The sequence below is a fragment of the Prevotella sp. oral taxon 306 str. F0472 genome (assembly GCF_000257925.1).
GTDB classification, from domain to species: Bacteria; Bacteroidota; Bacteroidia; order Bacteroidales; family Bacteroidaceae; genus Prevotella; species Prevotella vespertina.
In genome coordinates this window covers 15,476-34,589 of record NZ_AJIN01000035.1, presented here as the reverse complement: position 1 = coordinate 34,589, position 19,114 = coordinate 15,476, and the positions used below count along the sequence as shown (strand labels likewise).

12 protein-coding genes are annotated in these 19,114 nt (G+C 39.6%); 2 read left to right on the top strand and 10 right to left on the bottom strand.

What is annotated here, in order from left to right; all coding sequences use genetic code 11:
- Positions 1-25 precede the first annotated feature (25 nt).
- Together HMPREF9969_RS04985 and HMPREF9969_RS04980 are read left to right on the top strand one after the other, a co-directional pair.
- Complete coding sequence (locus HMPREF9969_RS04985; RefSeq protein WP_036895099.1) at positions 26-3,397, top strand: leucine-rich repeat domain-containing protein; 3,372 nt, start codon at positions 26-28, stop codon at positions 3,395-3,397.
- A gap of 81 nt (positions 3,398-3,478) precedes the next feature.
- On the top strand, positions 3,479-3,679 hold the full coding sequence (locus HMPREF9969_RS04980) for a hypothetical protein (RefSeq protein ID WP_009434764.1): 201 nt from the start codon (positions 3,479-3,481) through the stop codon (positions 3,677-3,679).
- 1,066 nt (positions 3,680-4,745) lie between these two features.
- Here HMPREF9969_RS04980 and ftsZ read toward each other — a convergent pair.
- From ftsZ to HMPREF9969_RS04930, 10 genes are all read right to left on the bottom strand, one after another.
- Positions 4,746-6,071 (bottom strand): cell division protein FtsZ, encoded by a 1,326-nt coding sequence (gene ftsZ / locus HMPREF9969_RS04975; RefSeq protein WP_009434739.1) that lies wholly within the window; start codon positions 6,069-6,071, stop codon positions 4,746-4,748.
- A 54-nt stretch (positions 6,072-6,125) separates the two neighbouring features.
- Positions 6,126-7,574 (bottom strand): cell division protein FtsA, encoded by a 1,449-nt coding sequence (ftsA, locus tag HMPREF9969_RS04970; RefSeq protein WP_009434779.1) that lies wholly within the window; start codon positions 7,572-7,574, stop codon positions 6,126-6,128.
- Positions 7,575-7,657: 83 nt separating this feature from the next.
- Positions 7,658-8,596 (bottom strand): cell division protein FtsQ/DivIB, encoded by a 939-nt coding sequence (locus HMPREF9969_RS04965; RefSeq protein ID WP_009434765.1) that lies wholly within the window; start codon positions 8,594-8,596, stop codon positions 7,658-7,660.
- Between the two features lie 49 nt (positions 8,597-8,645).
- Positions 8,646-10,037, bottom strand: coding sequence for a UDP-N-acetylmuramate--L-alanine ligase (gene murC / locus HMPREF9969_RS04960; protein WP_009434751.1), 1,392 nt, complete (start codon positions 10,035-10,037; stop codon positions 8,646-8,648).
- A gap of 87 nt (positions 10,038-10,124) precedes the next feature.
- Positions 10,125-11,231: an undecaprenyldiphospho-muramoylpentapeptide beta-N-acetylglucosaminyltransferase gene (gene murG / locus HMPREF9969_RS04955; protein ID WP_009434732.1), complete on the bottom strand. Its 1,107-nt coding sequence runs from the start codon at positions 11,229-11,231 to the stop codon at positions 10,125-10,127.
- Positions 11,232-11,298: 67 nt separating this feature from the next.
- Positions 11,299-12,603, bottom strand: a complete 1,305-nt coding sequence (locus HMPREF9969_RS04950) for an FtsW/RodA/SpoVE family cell cycle protein (RefSeq protein ID WP_009434745.1) — start codon at positions 12,601-12,603, stop codon at positions 11,299-11,301.
- Between the two features lie 32 nt (positions 12,604-12,635).
- On the bottom strand, positions 12,636-13,967 hold the full coding sequence (gene murD / locus HMPREF9969_RS04945) for a UDP-N-acetylmuramoyl-L-alanine--D-glutamate ligase (protein WP_009434747.1): 1,332 nt from the start codon (positions 13,965-13,967) through the stop codon (positions 12,636-12,638).
- Positions 13,968-14,157: 190 nt separating this feature from the next.
- The gene (locus HMPREF9969_RS04940) at positions 14,158-15,429 is read right to left on the bottom strand and encodes a phospho-N-acetylmuramoyl-pentapeptide-transferase (RefSeq protein WP_009434729.1); all 1,272 of its coding nucleotides are present in this window, start codon (positions 15,427-15,429) and stop codon (positions 14,158-14,160) included.
- Positions 15,430-15,449: 20 nt separating this feature from the next.
- A complete protein-coding gene (locus HMPREF9969_RS04935; protein WP_009434754.1) occupies positions 15,450-16,907 on the bottom strand; it encodes a UDP-N-acetylmuramoyl-L-alanyl-D-glutamate--2,6-diaminopimelate ligase in 1,458 nt (485 codons plus the stop codon).
- Between the two features lie 42 nt (positions 16,908-16,949).
- Positions 16,950-19,109 carry a penicillin-binding protein gene (locus HMPREF9969_RS04930; protein ID WP_009434743.1) on the bottom strand — a complete coding sequence of 720 codons (2,160 nt, stop codon included), beginning with the start codon at positions 19,107-19,109 and terminating at the stop codon, positions 16,950-16,952.
- Positions 19,110-19,114: the final 5 nt, after the last annotated feature.

Genomic DNA, 19,114 nt, shown 5'->3' with positions numbered 1-19,114 from the left:
CAAATAATAACTAAATATGAACCAAATGAGAAGAACGAATTTTCTATTACTACTTTTGCTTGGCTTATTCCAAGTAACAAACATTCATGCCGTGGTAAAGGGAGACCGAATTACCACCTATGGTAAAACTTATGTCGTGACTGCAAAACGTGATGCTGGCAACGGACACCCTGCAGCTTACGAAGTTGCTTTTATATCCTCTGGTCTTATGACTGTGAATATTCCAAGAGAGATACAGGACACTGCTAAGGAACACAAATGGAAAGTTACAGCCATTATGGACAATAGTCGTGTACCGAATGCAACATCTGTTACGATCCCAAACACTGTGCGAACGATAAATGCCAATTGTTTGATAGGTAAGAAACTCACAACGATTCACATTCCTGAATCTGTAACAAACATCCAAAACGGAGCCTTTGCTTTTACCTCCGCGCTAACATCCATCACTGTAGAAACAGCCAACCCCTATTATTATTCACAAGATGGCGTACTCTACTCAAAGGAAGATTCGGGCAATAAATGCCTTGTTGCTTACCCTGTAGCAAGGCAAGGAACAGACTACCATATCCCCGATGGAATCGTTGGTATTCGCCCCAATGCATTACAATGGAGCCAGTTTTTAGAAACAGTATATCTACCTAGTACACTTACAGAATTACCTGCGGAAGATGGATACAATGGTTTTACGAGTGCTTTGAAACTAAAGGCTATACAGGTTGATGACGCTAACCCAAAGTTTTCAAGTGTAGATGGAGTCATCTTATCTAAGGCAAAGACAGAGCTTGTTGTCTATCCTAATGCAAAAGACGACGACCCTTATACCATCCCTTCTACTGTCATAAAAATCCTTGAAGGGGCTTTCGGTAGAGTATGCAATATCAAGAATATCGTAATGAATCCACCGCTAAAAGAGATTGGTAAAGAAGCTTTCAAAGATTGCGTACAACTCTGTTCTGTCTCCATTCCTGCTTCTATCACTAAGATTGAGAATGGTGCCTTTTCAGGTGCATACAAGGTAAATAGCTTCCATGTTGATAGTGAAAATCAAGTCTACAAAACCGATGAAAAGGGAGTTATCTACACATTGAATGGAGAAGAACTCGCCCACTTCCCCGCAGGACTAAAGGGTACTTACGAGACATTACCAACTACTAAGAAGATTCTTGAAGATGCCTTTAAAGGAGCACCGAAGATCGAAAAGGTTATATTCAATAGTGGCTTGGAAGAGATAGAGAAAGACGCTTTCCAATATACCACCTCATTAAAGGATATCACCTTTGCGGCACCAGCCACAATTACCAAGATTGGTACCTTTGCCTTCACAGGTGCAGCCTTGGAGACATTAACCTTACCCTCTTCCTTAAAGTCACTTGAGTGGTCGGCTTTTGCTAATTGTAGCAAGTTACAAAGTGTAAAGATTGATAATGGAACGAAGTTAGAAACACTTGGTCGCGAGGCTTTCGCCAACTGCAATAGTCTTGAATCATTCACTTTTGAAGGCAATAGTTATGCAGAAACTATTGGTAGTAACGCTTTTAAAGGCGATAGCAAACTAAGCAGTTTCACCTTTCCTGCTAAAGTGAAAACCATCGAGGAAGCAGCTTTCAATGGATGTGAGAATCTAACATCTATCACCTTCCCTACTAATGCAGAGATAACAACCATTGGTAAAGGTGCTTTCCAAAATGCGCTTGCGTTAACAGGTATAGAATTACCCACTTCGGTAACAACCATCGAAGAATCTGCCTTCAATAGTTGCCAAAATCTAAAAGAGATAAAGATTCCCGCACAAACAAATAACATCAGTCCACAAGCCTTTCAATTCTGTGGTAAACTAAAATCATTCACTGTTGACGAAGCTAACCAAACCTACTCTAGTGTAGACGGATTCCTCTTGAGCAAGGATAAGCACACTCTCATCTCCTTCCCTCCAGGAAAGGCTGACACTTACTATACCCTCTTGCCTCCTACTATTGAGAGGATTGGAGACTACGCATTCTACTATAATAAGGATCTTGAAAACATCACGCTCCCTGAGAATGTCACAAGTATTGGACAATATGCATTCGACAAGTGTGCTAAGTTGAACACGATTGCTTTCCTCAACAAAACACCTATTCAAGAAGTAAACATTGGACAAAAGGCTTTCAATGAAGAGAACATCGACAAGTCAAAGATTGATATTAGTGTGCGTCAAGATGCCTACAATTCCTACAACACAAATACATTTTGGAATGCTTTCCACCAAGTAATTAGTTCTTTCAAGACTGATAAAGGGTATGGAGCAACCGAATACTTCATTCTCTCAAAGAAGGCTGTAATGGTAGTCGATGTGCAGAGTGACGTTTTCACCTATGTTGTTCCTCAAAAGGTCCAAGCTCCTAACATTCCTAATCATGACTATGAGGTGCGTCTATGGAACGACCGAGCAATGGCAAACAACAACACCAATATACAAGAAGTTGTATTTAATAGCCAACTTGATTACATGGGGATTGATGCTTTCAAAAACTCTAATGGAACAACAACTGTCACTACTCTCTTCTTCACAGGTAACCCTCCTAAAGATATGAGCTCTAAGAAGTGGGACTTAGGAACTACTTACTCGGAATTCGATAACCATATTACAAAGATCTATGTAAAGAAGACTAAAGTAGAAGACTATCGATCTGCTATAGGATGGACAGGCTATGCTAATCGTGTTGACTATCGGATTAAAGACTTAAAGATAACTCACAAGTATGGTACTTTCTCACGTGAGTTTGATACCGATTTGAACGATTATTTCCGCACGAAAGGAGCCTGTAAACTAGCTGCATTTGTCGCCTCTGAAACTGGTATTGTAGCTGGTCATGCAGACTATAACAGCAATAAGGCGGATAAGATAGTAGTCATGCGCAGTATTGATGGATATGGTGGTGCACCTAATGACTATGGTTATCTTCCTGCAGAGACTGGAACTCTTTTAAAGATATTAGATATAGAGACTTTGCCCTACGATTACTATTACACCATCGGAGAAAAGGATCAGAACACTTATAACATAACGTCAAATATTATGCAGACCGTTACAGAAAAAGGGCGTACTATCACAGCTGGCACAACCCCTCTCTATGTTCTCAATGCCAATGAAGGGGTCTTTTATAGAGTTCCAATAGCTGTCGATATGCCTGTTCATAGGGCTTATGCATTAATTCCCTACACAGCAGGTCATGCCAAAGTGAGCTTTATGTTTGAAGGAGATGAGCAACTCAATAGTAATCCTACATCTATCAACAACGTACAGACAAAAGACTTTAATAATACACCTTATTACAACCTCAATGGTCAACGGGTAGAGAAACTACAACGTGGTGTCTACATCCATCAAGGAAAAAAGGTGGTTGTTAAATGATTAAAGTAATGGACTTCATGTCTATTCTACTTATTGAGAATACAAAAATTAACTGATAACAAACAATCAATAACAGCCATCATGAAAAAGAATACATATATAACTCCGCAAATAGAACACATCATATTACCAACTGAAGCTATGATGCTGACAGCATCGCCAGGTGTTTCTAGCCAACCATATAACCCAAGTATTCCCGTAGGAGCTAAACCCATTCCCTTCGATGAGGATGAGATTGCCCCCGAACCAACGCATTACTCTCTATGGGATGAGGCTGAGTAATAAACTTTACTATGCCTCCTTATCTTCTTAAAGAGTGTTCTTGTATTAGGAAAATAGATTAAAAATTAACAGGGAACAAACTAATATTTTAAGATTAATAATCTATTTCTCTAATACAAGAGCACTCTTTTCTATGTTAACAACGGGCATCCACAAACATGGCTAAGCGTATTTTGTAATTGTGTAAGTTCCATTGTTTCTTTATTTTAAAGTTTCCAAATACAAAGATAAGAAAAATATGGGCTTACACACTTTTTTAAGACAATACCGCCATTATGTTTATCTTGTTATTATGATATTTAGGAAAATCACAAAATCACAATCACAAAATCACAAAATCAATTATGGTAGTATCATGCTTTTTCTTTATGTAGATAATATATCATTATATATTATTATTTATTAATAAGGTATTATATTATATTAGGAATCCCTTTTACACATTGAAAATCCTTTTTGTGATTTTGTGATTGTGATTTTATGATTGATGTGATTAATTGAACTTTATCCCATTAGGAAAAGGTCAAAAAAATCATTCTGTCTTATCGTTCCTCATTCTTCATTTGTTTATCTCTCTGTAACACAAGTTATTACAGAGCCATTTGCAATACTTGTTATCCCAGCACCTCAAAAAACTAATGTTTTCTTTAAAATTCTACTTACCTTTGCAGCACAGAAAAGAAAAAGAAGCACCATCCTCTACCTCCAACCGCTACCTCTTAACCTCTACCTAATGCATGAAACAGCTACAATGGAAGAAAGTCGTAAGTTCAAATGTTAATGATTAAAGTTCAAAAAGGTTAGTATTAATAGGCTCAGAGGTTAGTGTTAACAGGCTTAAAGGTTAGTATTAATGACCAATAGGTAAAATAATGAAATTCAAAGACCAATGCAAAAAACCTATGTCTAGCTTTTTACAGATATCCGAGAGGTTTCAGCCTACCAAATGTCCATTACGCCAAAGATAATATTTTGGGTAGAAAGCGATATGAAAAAAAGGTACACCTCATAGCTTGCTTGCTATTTCGATATACCTTCTCTCGCCTTTAATATTTTATCAACGTGATTAAACGAAGCTAATTACGCCTTCAACCGTACCTTTAGAATCAGTCTCTTCCTGTCCTGTCTCTGGAGAACTGATGTGTTTGATGTCTTTTATCATTTGCTTTGTGCGCTTGTAAGTAGGTGTATTCTCTACGGCAAGAATTACATCCTCATTGTCAAGCTCATCTGCTGTAAAGCGATAGATATGAGGGCGATGTTTGTATTGAGTGTTGTTGTTGTCCCTATAGAAACGTTCACGGCGGTCACGACGTTCTGCATCTTTCTCCTCATTATCGGCTCTTCTTGCTGCTTCTTCTGCGGATAGTTTCTGTATGTGTCGTCCCATACCATCAACATCCTCTATGCCGAAACCAGTTGCAAGGATGGTTACTTTTACCTTCTGATCAAGTTCTGGGTCAATTGCCAATCCCCATTTCAGTTCGAAGTCTTCGCTGAAATGATTCATAAATTCAGTTACGTCCCCCATTTCTTCCATAGTCAAGCCAGGGTTGTCCTTGTCATTGCTATTGAAGTTGATGGATAGAAGGATTTTCTTGGACTTGTAGACATCGTTGTCGTTGAGTAATGGTGAGTTAAGTGCATCCTCTATTGCTTGCTTTACACGGCCTTCTCCTTCACCATAACCTGTTGACATGATTGCTACACCACCATCCTTTAGAACCGTTTTCACGTCATTGAAGTCGAGGTTCATAATACCATGTACAGTGATGATTTCTGCAATACTTTTTGCTGCAACGCTAAGCGTATCATCAGCTTTACGGAATCCGTTTAGGAGGCTAAGTTCTGGATAGATTTCACGTAATCTTTCGTTGTTAATAACGAGAAGAGCGTCAACATGTTTAGCCATCTCTTCTACTCCGTCTAGCGCCTGATCAATCTTCTTTGCACCTTCGAAGCGGAAAGGAATGGTGACAATACCAACAGTGAGGATACCAAGTTCTTTACTGACTTGTGCAATGACAGGTGCTGCACCTGTACCTGTTCCGCCTCCCATACCAGCCGTGATGAATGTCATTTTGGTTCCATCATTGAGCATCTTCTTGATGTCATCGATGGTTTCCTCGGCTGCTTGTCTTGCGCGCTCAGGGCGGTTTCCTGCTCCCAATCCCTCCTTTCCTAGTTGTAAATGAACGGGAACAGGAGAATCGTTGAGAGCTTGTGCATCTGTGTTGCAGAGGACGAAGGTTACGTCATGTATACCTTCTTTATACATATGGTTGACGGCATTACCACCGCCACCACCAACACCAATGACTTTGATTATGCTGTCAGTAACGTCGCCATCGCCGAAGTCTAATACGTCTATTTTATTATTATTATCTGTCATAACAGTATGTGTCTATATGATGAATATACTTATTATTTGTATCCCATGAAAGTGTTACTCTTCGTCTTCTAGCATCTTGCCTCCAAATTCCTTTGCTTTACGAACGAACTTGTTCCAGAAACTATTGCGACGTTTCTCTTCTTCTCTTTCACGTTCTCTTGCTTCTTCCTCTTCGCGTAGCTTGCGTTCTTCTTCTTCTCTCTTACGGCGTTCCTCTTCAGCTTTACGTTTCTCTTCTGGAGTGGGGACAAAACCTTGTCCTTGTGGACGTGTATTAGTGTTTGTAGCTGTTGTCTCTATTGGATGGGCAACAGCTACATCTTTTGCTTCAAAGAGAGTGTTAGCAGCAGGGTTATATGCTGCACCAGCACAATTCATGTCTCCCTTTGCTAGTAAGCCTAATATGGTGTTTGTTTCACCATTTTTTGCAGTTATTTCTGCATGACTTGAGGTAATGGTTTGTGTGACGAACTTAGCCTTACGAATCTTTTCTATACGTGTAACATTGCGTACTAAACATTCGATATTTTTAAGATTCATACCTCCACCTGTAAGTATGATTCCACCGAGGAGCTTGTCTGTATATTCTGATGGAACCTGACACCATACATTCTCGATAATTTCCTCTGCACGTGCTTCAACGATTTCGATGAACTTCCGACTGTCTACTGTTCGTTCGGCATCTATAGAGTATTTAAGGTTGTTGTCAATTTCGTTATTGTCAGTGAATGCAGAGCCATACTTCAGTTTCATAGCCTCAGCTTCTTTTTCTTCCATCTGCAAGGACGCTATATCTTTGTTGATATTATTGCCTCCTAATGGGATTACAGCGAGGTGGCGAAGAATATTCTTATAATAGACAGAGACGGTCGTGGTGTCAGCACCAAGGTCGACAAGTACACAACCTCCACGTTTTTCGGCTTCGCTGAGTACGCCATCAGCCAAGGCTAATGGTGCTAGGTACATTTCTGCTATTGCGATTCCTGCCTTTTCAAAACAGCTATTTAAGTTGTTGTAAAATGACTTGCGCCATAGAATGTTTAAGAAGTTTCCTTCCAAGCGTGTGGCCTTAATACCGACAGGGTCTAGGGAGTATTGGTTATCGACCTTATACTCCTGAGTAGCAGCATCTAAGATTTCTTGCTCAGGGTAAGTCATATTTCTGTTAGCATCCATCAGCTCATTTATCATATCTGATGTTATGATGGTATCTGAAGGAAGATCCTTAACAATAACGTTACGAACGCTACGTATAGATTGTCCTCCTACACCTACATAAACCTGAGAAATCTCATATTTCAGTTGTTTCTTGAGCTTATTAATAATGCTGGTGAGGCACTGTCCGGTCTTGTCGATGTTATAGACTACACCTTTGCGAATACACTGTGATGCATCTTCCTTAGCAACGGCTAGCACGGAGATACTACCGTCAAGATTTTTCTTGCCGGCGATTCCCATAATCTTTGATGAGCCTAATTCAATGGCTACTATGAACTCTGCCATATTCGTTAAGTATTATATTTCTTAGTTTTAATGTTCTTTTCTGTCTGATACATGTACATTCTTCTACGTGATTGCATGTTGACTTATTCCGTTGGACCATCTGCTACTTGTTCTTGTCGGTCAACCTCTTTACGTGCTTTCTCACGTTCCTCCTCCTCTGTACGTTGTCTGTCTTTTTTCTTTTCTTCTTTAGCTTCTTTGGTGATAGCTTCTGCTTCTTTTCTTTCAGCTTCCGCATCTCTTCGTTTGCAAACAATCTGATTATCAAATTCAATATCAATATATGAATACTTGTTCCATCCGACTTGTGATAAACCATATCGATAGAACTTCTCCAATCGTGATAATTTGTTGTTTACGAAAGAGCTAATCTCTCGGTTACGTGTCCACCTGTTGCGATTAAGAGGTAAATACCCCATGAAGATTATATGGTCTCCCACGCGTGGAACTAGTTCTATACCATAATCTGGGAGTACATTTATTTGCTCTATTTGATTAATCCAAAAAGGCGATGCACTGATAGCCTTAGCAAGTGGTGCAATATAGAGCTTTGCAAAGATATTATTTATATTACCTGTCGCAATAATTAAATCGCTTGTATATTTAGAATTGGGGAGTATTCCTCCATTGTCGTCAAGATAGTAGTCACCACCATGTTGGCTCTTTATACGGATAATAGGCATACGTTGAGTAATCTGTATGTTGATATGTCCGTTCTCCGTCTTGTAACATTGAGCAGTCTTCACAAAAGGTCCATCTTTGAGAGTTTCTTCGATGTCTCGTGGATTGATATTCTCCATCTTTTTATTAAGAGGATAGAGATTGTTCTTTTGTAAGATATGCTTTATCTCCTCTGCTGTAAGGAATCCAGCATTCTTGGAATCAGATATTTCTATGTTCACCTTCGTGCATACTTTACCTTGCTCATCTGGATTGTTCCAAGCGGTAACAGCCATGATGAGATAGAAAGCTAGTATGATGTCCAGCGCAGTGATAATAATCTTTTTCCACTGAATGTACATGTCTTATCTTTTCTTTAGGATGCTTTTTCCTTTTATATATTTAAAACTTTCAACTTAGTTTTTGCTCTTTAGCTTTGATAATCTCGGCAATTTCTGGTACATAATTATCGAGGTTACCAGCTCCGAGGACTACTAATACATCGAAGTCATGTGCTTTGACGAAATTCAGAACATCGTCTTTTTGTATCATCTTCTTCTCTATATTGGGGCGTAGGTTATCGTAAATGAGCTTACTTGTAACACCTTCTATTGGTTGTTCACGTGCTGGATAAATCTCAGTAAGGATAACCTCATCAAAGTGACTTAATGCATCTGCGAAGTCTTTATAGAAATCACGAGTACGCGTATAGAGGTGCGGTTGGAAGATAGCTGTTATCTTTCTATCTGAATAAAGTTCCTTCAAACTTTTAGCACTCTGTAATATCTCTTTTGGATGATGACCATAATCAGATAGGAAGACATGACGATCGTTCTTTATCTTGAAGTCGAAGCGGCGATCAACGCCACCATAGGTTCTCATACCTTCACGTAGCTCTTCAGCGGTACAACCATTGAGTTGTGCCATAGCCATTGCAGCGACACCATTTTCAATATTGATTGGGATGGGTTGACCGAGTTCTACATTCTTCACTATTTCTACAGGAGAAATAAAGTCAAAGGTTATAGTTCCATTCTTTATTTGGATATTCTCAGCATGGAAGTCACCTTCCTCACGACTATAATTATATACTTTGACCCCTTCTTGTACATGTTGCTTCATCTCAAGATCTTTATGAATAATGAGTGCACCACCTGGTTGTATGAGTTCTGTGTAATGGCGGAAACTTTCAAGGTAAGCCTCTTTCGTGCCATATATGTCTAGATGGTCTGGATCGGTAGATGTAATAACGCTCATCCAAGGACGTAGCCAATGGAAAGAACGATCGAACTCATCAGCCTCGATCACAACATAATCGCTGTGGGTAGAGAGGATATAGTTTGTGCCATAATTCTTAGAAATTCCACCTAAGAAAGCATTGCAATCTAAGTGACTTTGGTGCATGATATGGGCACACATGGTTGATGTAGTCGTCTTACCATGGGTACCTGCAAAACAGAGTCCTTTGTGTGTTCTAGTAAGTGTTCCTAGTACTTGTGCACGCTTCTCTATTACAAAGTTATTATCATGGAAGTATTTCAATTCTGCATGTGTTGATGGGATCGCAGGTGTATAGACAACCAATGTTGTTAATGGTTGCCGACATGCTTCAGGAATGAGATTTACATTTTCTTCATAGTGAATCATCATTCCTTCCTTTTCTAACTGATGGGTAAGTTCTGATGGTGTCTTATCATACCCAGCAACAACTAATCCCTTATGAAGGAAATAACGAGCAATAGCACTCATTCCAATACCACCTGCACCAACGAAATATACTGACTTTATATCTTTTAGTTCCATGTATCTATATCTTTTCTAACTTTATTCTCTTTGGCGGATTTTTGTATTCCATTTACTTTTACAACAAATCTCCTCGTATAAGTAAGATTATGAATTGATGAGTTTAATTACCTCGTCTGCAATAACATCTGCCGAGTTTTGTAGTCCCATCTTTTTTACATTCTCACTAAGGCTGGCTAATTCTTGATTATCAGATATTGTCTCCAATGCTAGTTTCAATAATGTGTCGGGAGCCTCAGAGTCCTTTACGTAAATTGCAGCATGCTTATTTACTAGTGCCATTGCATTCTTAGTTTGATGGTCTTCTGCAACATTAGGACTTGGAACAAGGATTACAGGTTTACCTATGAGTTGGAACTCGCTAATAGAACTTGCACCTGCACGGCTGATGATTAAGTCTGCTGCTTTATAAGCTGCCCCCATATCACTAATAAAGTCCATTATCTTCAAGTTAGGAAGTTCCTTACCCTTCATAAATTCCATTATCTGCTGATGGTAGAATTTTCCTGTTTGCCAAATAAATTGCACATCTGTATTGGCTACTAGGTCTAGATGCTCCATGATAGAACGATTAATGGTGCGTGCTCCAAGGCTACCTCCTACTAATAAAATAGTCTTTTTATCACTCTTCAACCCTAGACTCTCTCGTGCTTCTTCGATAGAGAGTGGTGTATTTAAGACGTTTTGTCGTACAGGGTTTCCTGTCATAATAATCTTATCAGCAGGGAAGAATCGTTGCATACCTTCATATGCAACACATATCTTTTTCACACGTTTAGCCAATAGTTTATTCGTCACACCAGCATATGAGTTTTGTTCTTGGATGAGACATGGAATTCCCATCTTAGCACATGAATAAAGTGTAGCACCGCTGGCATAACCACCTACACCAACAGCAACTTGCGGCTTAAAGTCTTTGATAATCTGGCGTGCCATACGTAAGCTTTTCCATAACTTATACAATACTTCGAAGTTTTTAAGTATATGTGCACGATCAAAACCTTTGATAGGTAAGCCTTTTATCTCATATCCTGCAGCGGGTACGCGTTGCATCTCCATACGCCCTAAAGCTCCCACGAAGAGAATCTTAGCATCTGGATGTTTTGCTTTAATCGCATTCGCAATAGATACAGCAGGGAATATATGTCCTCCTGTACCACCGCCACTGATGATTATTCTTAATTCCTTGTCCATTTCAAACTTGTTTACTAACCCACAAAGGTAATCAATTTTTTCGTCTTCTTCGAACTTTAAGTCTTTTTTAAGAATCTGTTGCTTGTGTAATAACTTCCTGTGCCTCCTCCGTAGAAGGATTGCCGGCTTTTTTCTTTTTAGCCGATCGGCTGATACTCAAGATGACACCTATATAGACACAATTAATGATTGTTGATGTTCCTCCCTTACTTATAAGTGGTAATGGTTGACCTGTCACTGGGGCTAGTCCAACAGCCACTAGCATATTGAATAGGGCTTGTGTTACCAGTAAAAATGCAATACCCATTGCAAGAAAAGCAGGGAAGGAATTTTCACATCGATTAGCTATGATACCTGTTCGGAAGAGCAGGATGATGTAAAGGAATGCTACAATAGCCGCTCCTTCTATGCCCATTTCTTCAATGATGATGGCATAGATAAAGTCTGAGAAAGCCTGTGAAAGGAAGTCACGTTCTGTTGAGTTCCCTGGTCCTTTACCCACGACATTCGATGTGGCGATGGCAATATTAGCGTGTGCCACTTGTGCATCTTTATCTAAATCATAGTCCTTTGGTGCCACATATTCATTATTAAAGAACTTCTTAATACGTGCTTTCCATGTGTCAGCACGATGTAAGATCTTTCCCAAAGAACTTGGAGAATCTTCCTGTTGTTGCTCTTGTATGGTTTGTTCGGTGAGGTTTTGCTTTGTTGATAAGTCATTTTCTACCTTTTTATCATCACCAACAACCATGACCATTATAAGTGTGAATACGATAACCAGTGCAACTGCTCCAATTAACCTTCCAATCTGATTGAATGGTACTCGCCCAACTATCATCATAAGAACAATGGTTAAGGAGATGAGCATAGCTGTAGAAAGGTTCTCAAGTAGAATTAAGAAAATGAATCCACCAGATAATAGCAAGATATCTCGGAACGCCTTTCTATCGGCTCCATGGTCGGTCTGCATGGCACTAAGTATCTGTGCAACTGCTAGCACAAGTGCGCCCTTTGCAATCTCAGAAGGTTGAAATTGTATACCTGCAAAACTTATCCATCTATTTGCTCCGTTGGTAGTTTGTCCTGCAACAAGAACCCACAATAGTGTTATTAATGCTACACCAAGAAGAATGGGGGTAATCAGTTTGAAGTACTTGCATTTGATATTTAATACTACCACCATTAAGCCTATTCCAACAGCGAGAATACTGCAATGGTAGATAATAGGACTCCAATAATTTCCTCCTTTGTATGATAGTGAACTTGAAGCCGAATAGACCTCAATGATACTAATAATACATAGGAAGAAGAATACCATCCATATGACCTTATCACCTTTAAAAAGGTTACTGAGAGATTTATTGTTCATTTCCTTTCTTTCCGTTATCGAGCATCAGTATCTTATAAAGCTCTAACTAATGCTTTAAACTGGTCTCCTCTATCCTCCATATTTTTAAAGAGGTCAAAGCTAGCACAGCATGGGCTTAACAAGACAGTGTCACCTGGTTTTGCCATATCTGCACATGCTGCAACACAATCTTTCATAGAGTGTGTGTCGCGAACAGGGATTCCTAAGCTATCAAAATTGTCGTGGAGTTTTTTGTTATCAGCACCTAGATAAACAAGTCCAGAACATTTCTTTTTCACTAAATCTTTGATGGCATTATAATCATTCCCTTTATCTTTGCCTCCAAGAATGAGGATTGTTGGGGTTCGCATACTCTCTAATGCATACCAACAAGCGTCTACATTTGTAGCCTTTGAGTCGTTGATATATTGAACTCCAGCCACCTTGCAAACCTTCTCTAAACGATGTTCCACACCTGGGAAGTCGCTTAGGCTCTTGCGGATACACTCCTTTTTTATACCGCTGATGTTTGATGCTATACCAGCAGCAAGAGAGTTATATATATTGTGACGACCTGTTAATGACAAGTCTTCCTGTTCCATGTTGAAAGGTTCAGGTTGTTCTATCTTGTATTGTCCTTCTTCAATATAACCAATGCTACCATTCTCCTTTAGCTCTGAAAAAGGATAGCATACGGCATGTACATCGAACTTCTTTAGCTCGTTCTTAATCACGGGATCATCATTCCAATAGATGAAACTATCGTCCTTAGTTTGGTTCTGAATGATACGCATCTTGGCATCAGCGTAATTCTCAAACTTGTACTCGTAGCGATCCAAATGGTCTGGAGTGATATTTAAGAGGATAGCGATATTTGCGCGGAAATCGTACATATTGTCAAGTTGAAAACTACTTAACTCTATGATGTAATATGCATGTGGATCCTCTGCTACCTGCAATGCCAGGCTATTACCTATGTTCCCAGCTAATCCAACATCGTATCCAGCATTCTTAAAGATGTGATAGATGAGGCTTGTTGTAGTTGTTTTCCCATTACTGCCAGTGATACATATCATCTTCGAGTTGGTATATCTACCAGCAAACTCAATCTCACTGATGATGTGTATATTCTGTGCCATGAGTTTCTGAATCATTGGAGCCTCTTTAGGAATACCTGGACTCTTGATGATTTCGTCTGCATTAAGGATCTTCTCCTCTGTGTGGTGTCCCTCTTCCCACTCTATATGATGCTCATCCAGGAGCTTCTTATACTTGTCTTTAATAGATGACATGTCTGAGACGAAGACATCAAAGCCCTCTTTCTTTGCTAGTACAGCTGCACCAGCACCGCTCTCTCCTGCACCAAGTATTACGATTCTTTTCATATCTATTTCCTTTCTTTTCTTTCCTAATATCTACTTGGATGATGTCTTAGTATTTACATCGTCCTATTAAGATAAGCCTTTCTTCAATACAAGGAAGCGTCCTTCTTCGTAGGAATAAACGCCTAGTTAGATGGCTAATAGGCGTTTCCTTCTTTTGTGTAAAGAGCTTGATAGTATCGAGAAAGCGTATTTATCTGATTTTAAGAGTGATAATTGTTAATGCCGCAAGTATAATCGTTACGATGATGAAACGCAAAGTTATCTTGCTTTCGTGTACTGCTCCATGTGGTACTTTTATCAGATACTTGCAGTCGGGGTCTAATTGTGAATCCTGAGTACGGAAGTTATCATGAATAGGAGTACGCTTGAATATACGCTGCTTAACGCCTTTACGCTTACCTAATTTGTAATACCAAACTTGTACGATGACACTCAAACTCTCAACGAAGAATATTCCACAGAGGATTGGAAGCATCAATTCCTTATGTATGATGATAGCTCCTACAGCAATGATACCACCGATGGTTAAGCTACCAGTATCTCCCATGAAAACTTGGGCAGGGTAAGCATTATACCAAAGGAAACCTATCAGTGCTCCAATAAATGCCATGAAGAACACTACTAGCTCCTCCGTTCCTGGAATATACATAATATTCAAGTAGGCTGCATATTGTATGTGGCTACTGACATAGGCTAAAATTCCGAGAACAACACCGATTATAGCGGAGTTTCCAGCACACATACCATCCATTCCGTCATTAAGGTTTGCTCCATTAGAGACGGCTGTTACAACGAGAATGGTCATGATTACGAATAGAATCCAACCACCAGCTGTTTTATAGTCTCCTAAGAATTCAACTAGTTTGGAGTAGTCTAAATTATGTGACTTTACGAATGGTATTGTCGTCTTTAACGTTTTCTCTGCCTTAGCTTCATGTTTAACAACTATTTCCTGACCATTCTGATTAGCCACTTCTAGATTCATGTTCGCTTTAACATCAGGTGAAGCCCAAAGAACAACACCTACAATGAGTCCGATACTGACCTGTCCTATAATCTTATACTTACCTTTTAAACCCTCTTTATTGTGCTTGAAGATCTTGATGAAGTCGTCCATTCCACCGAGAAAACCCAACCATATAGTTGTAATAATCATCAATATCAGGTAGATGTTACGCAATCGACCAAGCAAGATTACAGGTACTAGCAGAGCAATAATAATGATTATACCTCCCATGGAAGGTACTCCAATCTTCTTAACACCGAATGGGTCTATGCTAGCATCACGTTGAGTCTCTGTTATTTGTTTACTTTTAAGATACTTGATAAATCGTTCTCCGAACCATGCTGATATAAGCAATGCTAATATCATAGCCAATATGCCACGGAAACTAATGTACCCCCACAGATGGGAGCCACTTATACCGAACTGATCTAACCAGCGGAAGATATAATATAGCATATTACTTGTCTTTATTATTCTTATTTAATACCAAAAATCTCACGAATGACTTCGTGGTCATCAAAGTGATGTTTAACACCATTGATTTCTTGGTATGTTTCGTGTCCTTTACCTGCTACTAAGATAACGTCTCCCTTCTTTGCCATCATTGAAGCAGTACGTATTGCCTCTTTACGATCAACAATGTTGAGTACTTTCTTACGTTGTGTAGCATCAAGTCCTGCCATCATGTCATTGATGATAGCCTGTGGATCTTCATCACGTGGATTATCACTAGTAAGGATAACAGTGTCGCTTTGCTTAACAGCCTCTTGTGCCATCAATGGACGTTTACCCTTGTCACGATGACCGCCAGCACCACATACGGTTATGATATGTCCACCCTTATTATCCAAAACATCATGGATAGCAGCCAAAACATTCTCTAGTGCATCAGGGGTGTGTGCATAGTCAACAATGGCTGTGAAGCCTTCTGGGGATTGAATAGGCTCAAGACGACCATTCACACTCTTCAATGTGCTAAGTGCGAGGAGTATCTCATCTGTTTTCTTGCCCAGCATCTTTGCTGCACCATATACAGCCAATAAGTTGCTAACATTGAATTTACCAATAAATTGAACGCCTACCTCTTTTCCATCAATCTCTAGGTACATACCTTCGAAATGACACTCAAGAATTTTTGCACGGAAGTCTGCCATGCGTTTGGTTGAGTATGTCTTGATGGTAGCTTTCGTGTTCTGCACCATGATCATCCCATTCTTGTCGTCAGCATTTGTTATGGCAAAGGCATGCTTTGAAAGACCATCAAAGAACATCTTCTTCGCATTTCGATAGTTTTCGAAGGTTTTGTGATAATCTAGGTGATCACGTGTAAGATTTGTAAATATAGCTCCAGTGAAGTCTAATCCACCGATACGGTGCTGATGAATCGCATGGCTAGAACATTCCATGAATGCATATTCACATCCAGCTGCAACCATATCTGCTAAGAGTCGATTGAGTTCTATTGGATCTGGAGTTGTGTGATCGGCTGGTATTGCCTTATCATCGATATAGTTGCATACGGTAGATAATAACCCAACTTTATAACCGAATTCACGGAACATATTATATAATAAGGTGGCAATCGTAGTCTTGCCATTTGTTCCTGTGACACCAACTAACTTTAGTTTATGTGATGGGTCTCCATAGAACAATGTTGCAACTTCGCCAGCAGTTTTCTCAGTTGATTCAACCTGTACGTAGGTAACATTCTCATTCAGAGTGTCTGGCATGTCTTCCAATAATACAGCCACCGCACCTAGTTCTATAGCCTTTCCTATAAACTGATGACCATCTACTTGTGTTCCTTTCATAGCAATGAATAGATGACCATTAGCAATCTTTCGGCTATCAATGTTTACACCAGTAATTTCAACCTCGGTACTCCCTTTGATGGTAGTAGGGGTGATGTTCTTGAGTAATTCGCTTAATTTCATATCTTTGTTCTATTATATCTTTGTTTATTGTTCACTAGTATGTTAACCCAATCTAAGTGAACATTGCATACCATTTTTTATTTTGTCGCCAGGTGCCAAGCTCTGTTCTATAACACGACCTCTACCTGTAATGCGTACTTTAATACCTCTCTTTTCCATTAGATAGACTGCATCGCGGGCTCCCATGCCACGTACATTCGGTACTAGATTCCCCTGATTTATGTCTTCCTTATGGAAGGTAAGAGTCTTACCATTCTCTGTGGTTGTTCCCCAAACTGGGTTTCCGAAGGGATATGCACCATTCCATCCGTTTGTTACATTAAAGCCAAGTGCATTTAAAACATAGTCTGTTGCTAATAGATTTCCTATCTTTGCTGATGGGATAAGTATCGATGATTTGTCACGTGCATCGGTAACATTCAATTTCAGACTCTGTGCCATTATACCTTCTGCTATATGGTGGAAAACGACGCCACTCATACCACCACCTGAAGCTGGTAATCCGCTCTTTTGAATACAAACGATACAACTATAACGAGGTTTGTCTGCAGGGAAGAAGCCTGCAAAACTAAGTAGATAGTTTACTGCACCAGCCTTATAACCAACTGCACCTTTGGACATCTGGGCTGTTCCAGTCTTACCAGCAACGAGGAATTTGTCTGATCCTGCTCTCTTGCCAAGACCTTCTGATACTACTTCTGTTAGGATTCTTGTAATATCCTTGATGGTACTTTCTTTGGCAATATGTTCTTTTACTACTTGTGGCGGATTGTCATAAATTACTTGACCATTCTTTACGATTTGCTTTACAAAGCGTGGTCTCATCATTTTACCACCATTAGCAATGGCATTGTAGAATGCTAGGGTTGAGATTGGAGGAATCTGTGTTTCATATCCAATACTCATCCAAGGCAGTGCTGTTGCACTCCAGTTGTCATATTGCCCATGGTGATTCTTATGAGGCATACGTATCTTAGCAGGTGATGACCCCACAATTGGTATGTGAAAATTAGTAGCGAGTCCGAGGTCGTAAATACCCTGAACAAACTTCTCGGGATTCTTGTGGTAATGTAAGTCAATGATACGACTAACACCTATATTTGAGCTATATTTCAATGTCCATGGCAGTGTTAACGTACCATAGCCACCACGTGTCCAGTTATGATCTTTCATATCTCTACCATACATTGGCCATACTCCTGAACCTGTTTGAACTGTATAGGTAGTGTCGACCAAACCATCGTCTAGGATTGCCATAATAGAGGCTGTCTTGAAAACAGAACCCGGCTCAAGCAAGTCGCTAACAGCATGATTCTTTACTTCACGATACTGTCCATCGCTGCATTTATCCATATTGACGATGGCTTTTACATCTCCTGTAGCAACTTCCATAACAATAGCCACGCCCACATTACCATTCACATTAGGATCTTTGAGTTCGTCTATTAAGGCTCTTTCTGCTAAGTCTTGCATACCAACATCAATGGTGGTTATGATGTCTGCACCATCGACAGGAGGTGTATCTGTGATGTTTAAGTATTTATTACGAACTTTGCGACGATGAATGATACCATCTGTTCCACGCAATATAGAGTCATATGATAACTCAAGTCCGCATCGTGCCGTATCTTTTGCACCGAACATATCACCAACTGTACGCTGTGCCAATGAACCAAAGGGACGCCGACGAGCATTGAATTCTTCCCAATGAAATCCACTCTTAAACTTAGATAGATGTAATATAGGTAAGGTCTGTATTTCTTTGAATGTATTGTAGTCTATGCGCTCATCCCATATTGGCCAGTGCTTACTCATCTTATGATATCCTTCTAAGAGTTGCTTTTTGAAGTCTGCAGCAGAGCGCTCTGGAAAGATGTTGTTAAGACCTTTGCTGATGTAATTTATACTATCGATAAATGCCGTATCATTGCCTGCTTCTTTAAGAGCATTGAAGTCTAAATACACTTTGAACTCTGGTAGAGAACTAGCCATGAGTTGCCCATCACAACTAAGAATGTTACCTCTTGTAGGTTTTACCCTTACACTATCTTTCTTTTGCGTAGAAGCAACTTCCATCCAATAAGACCTACTAGCAGTCATCGTGTAGATGGTTTTCCCAAGTACAGCAAGTGCAATCAGCGACATCACAATAGCGATGGCGCTGTAACGTGGGATGATTTTTTTATTATTGAACTTGCTCATTTTAT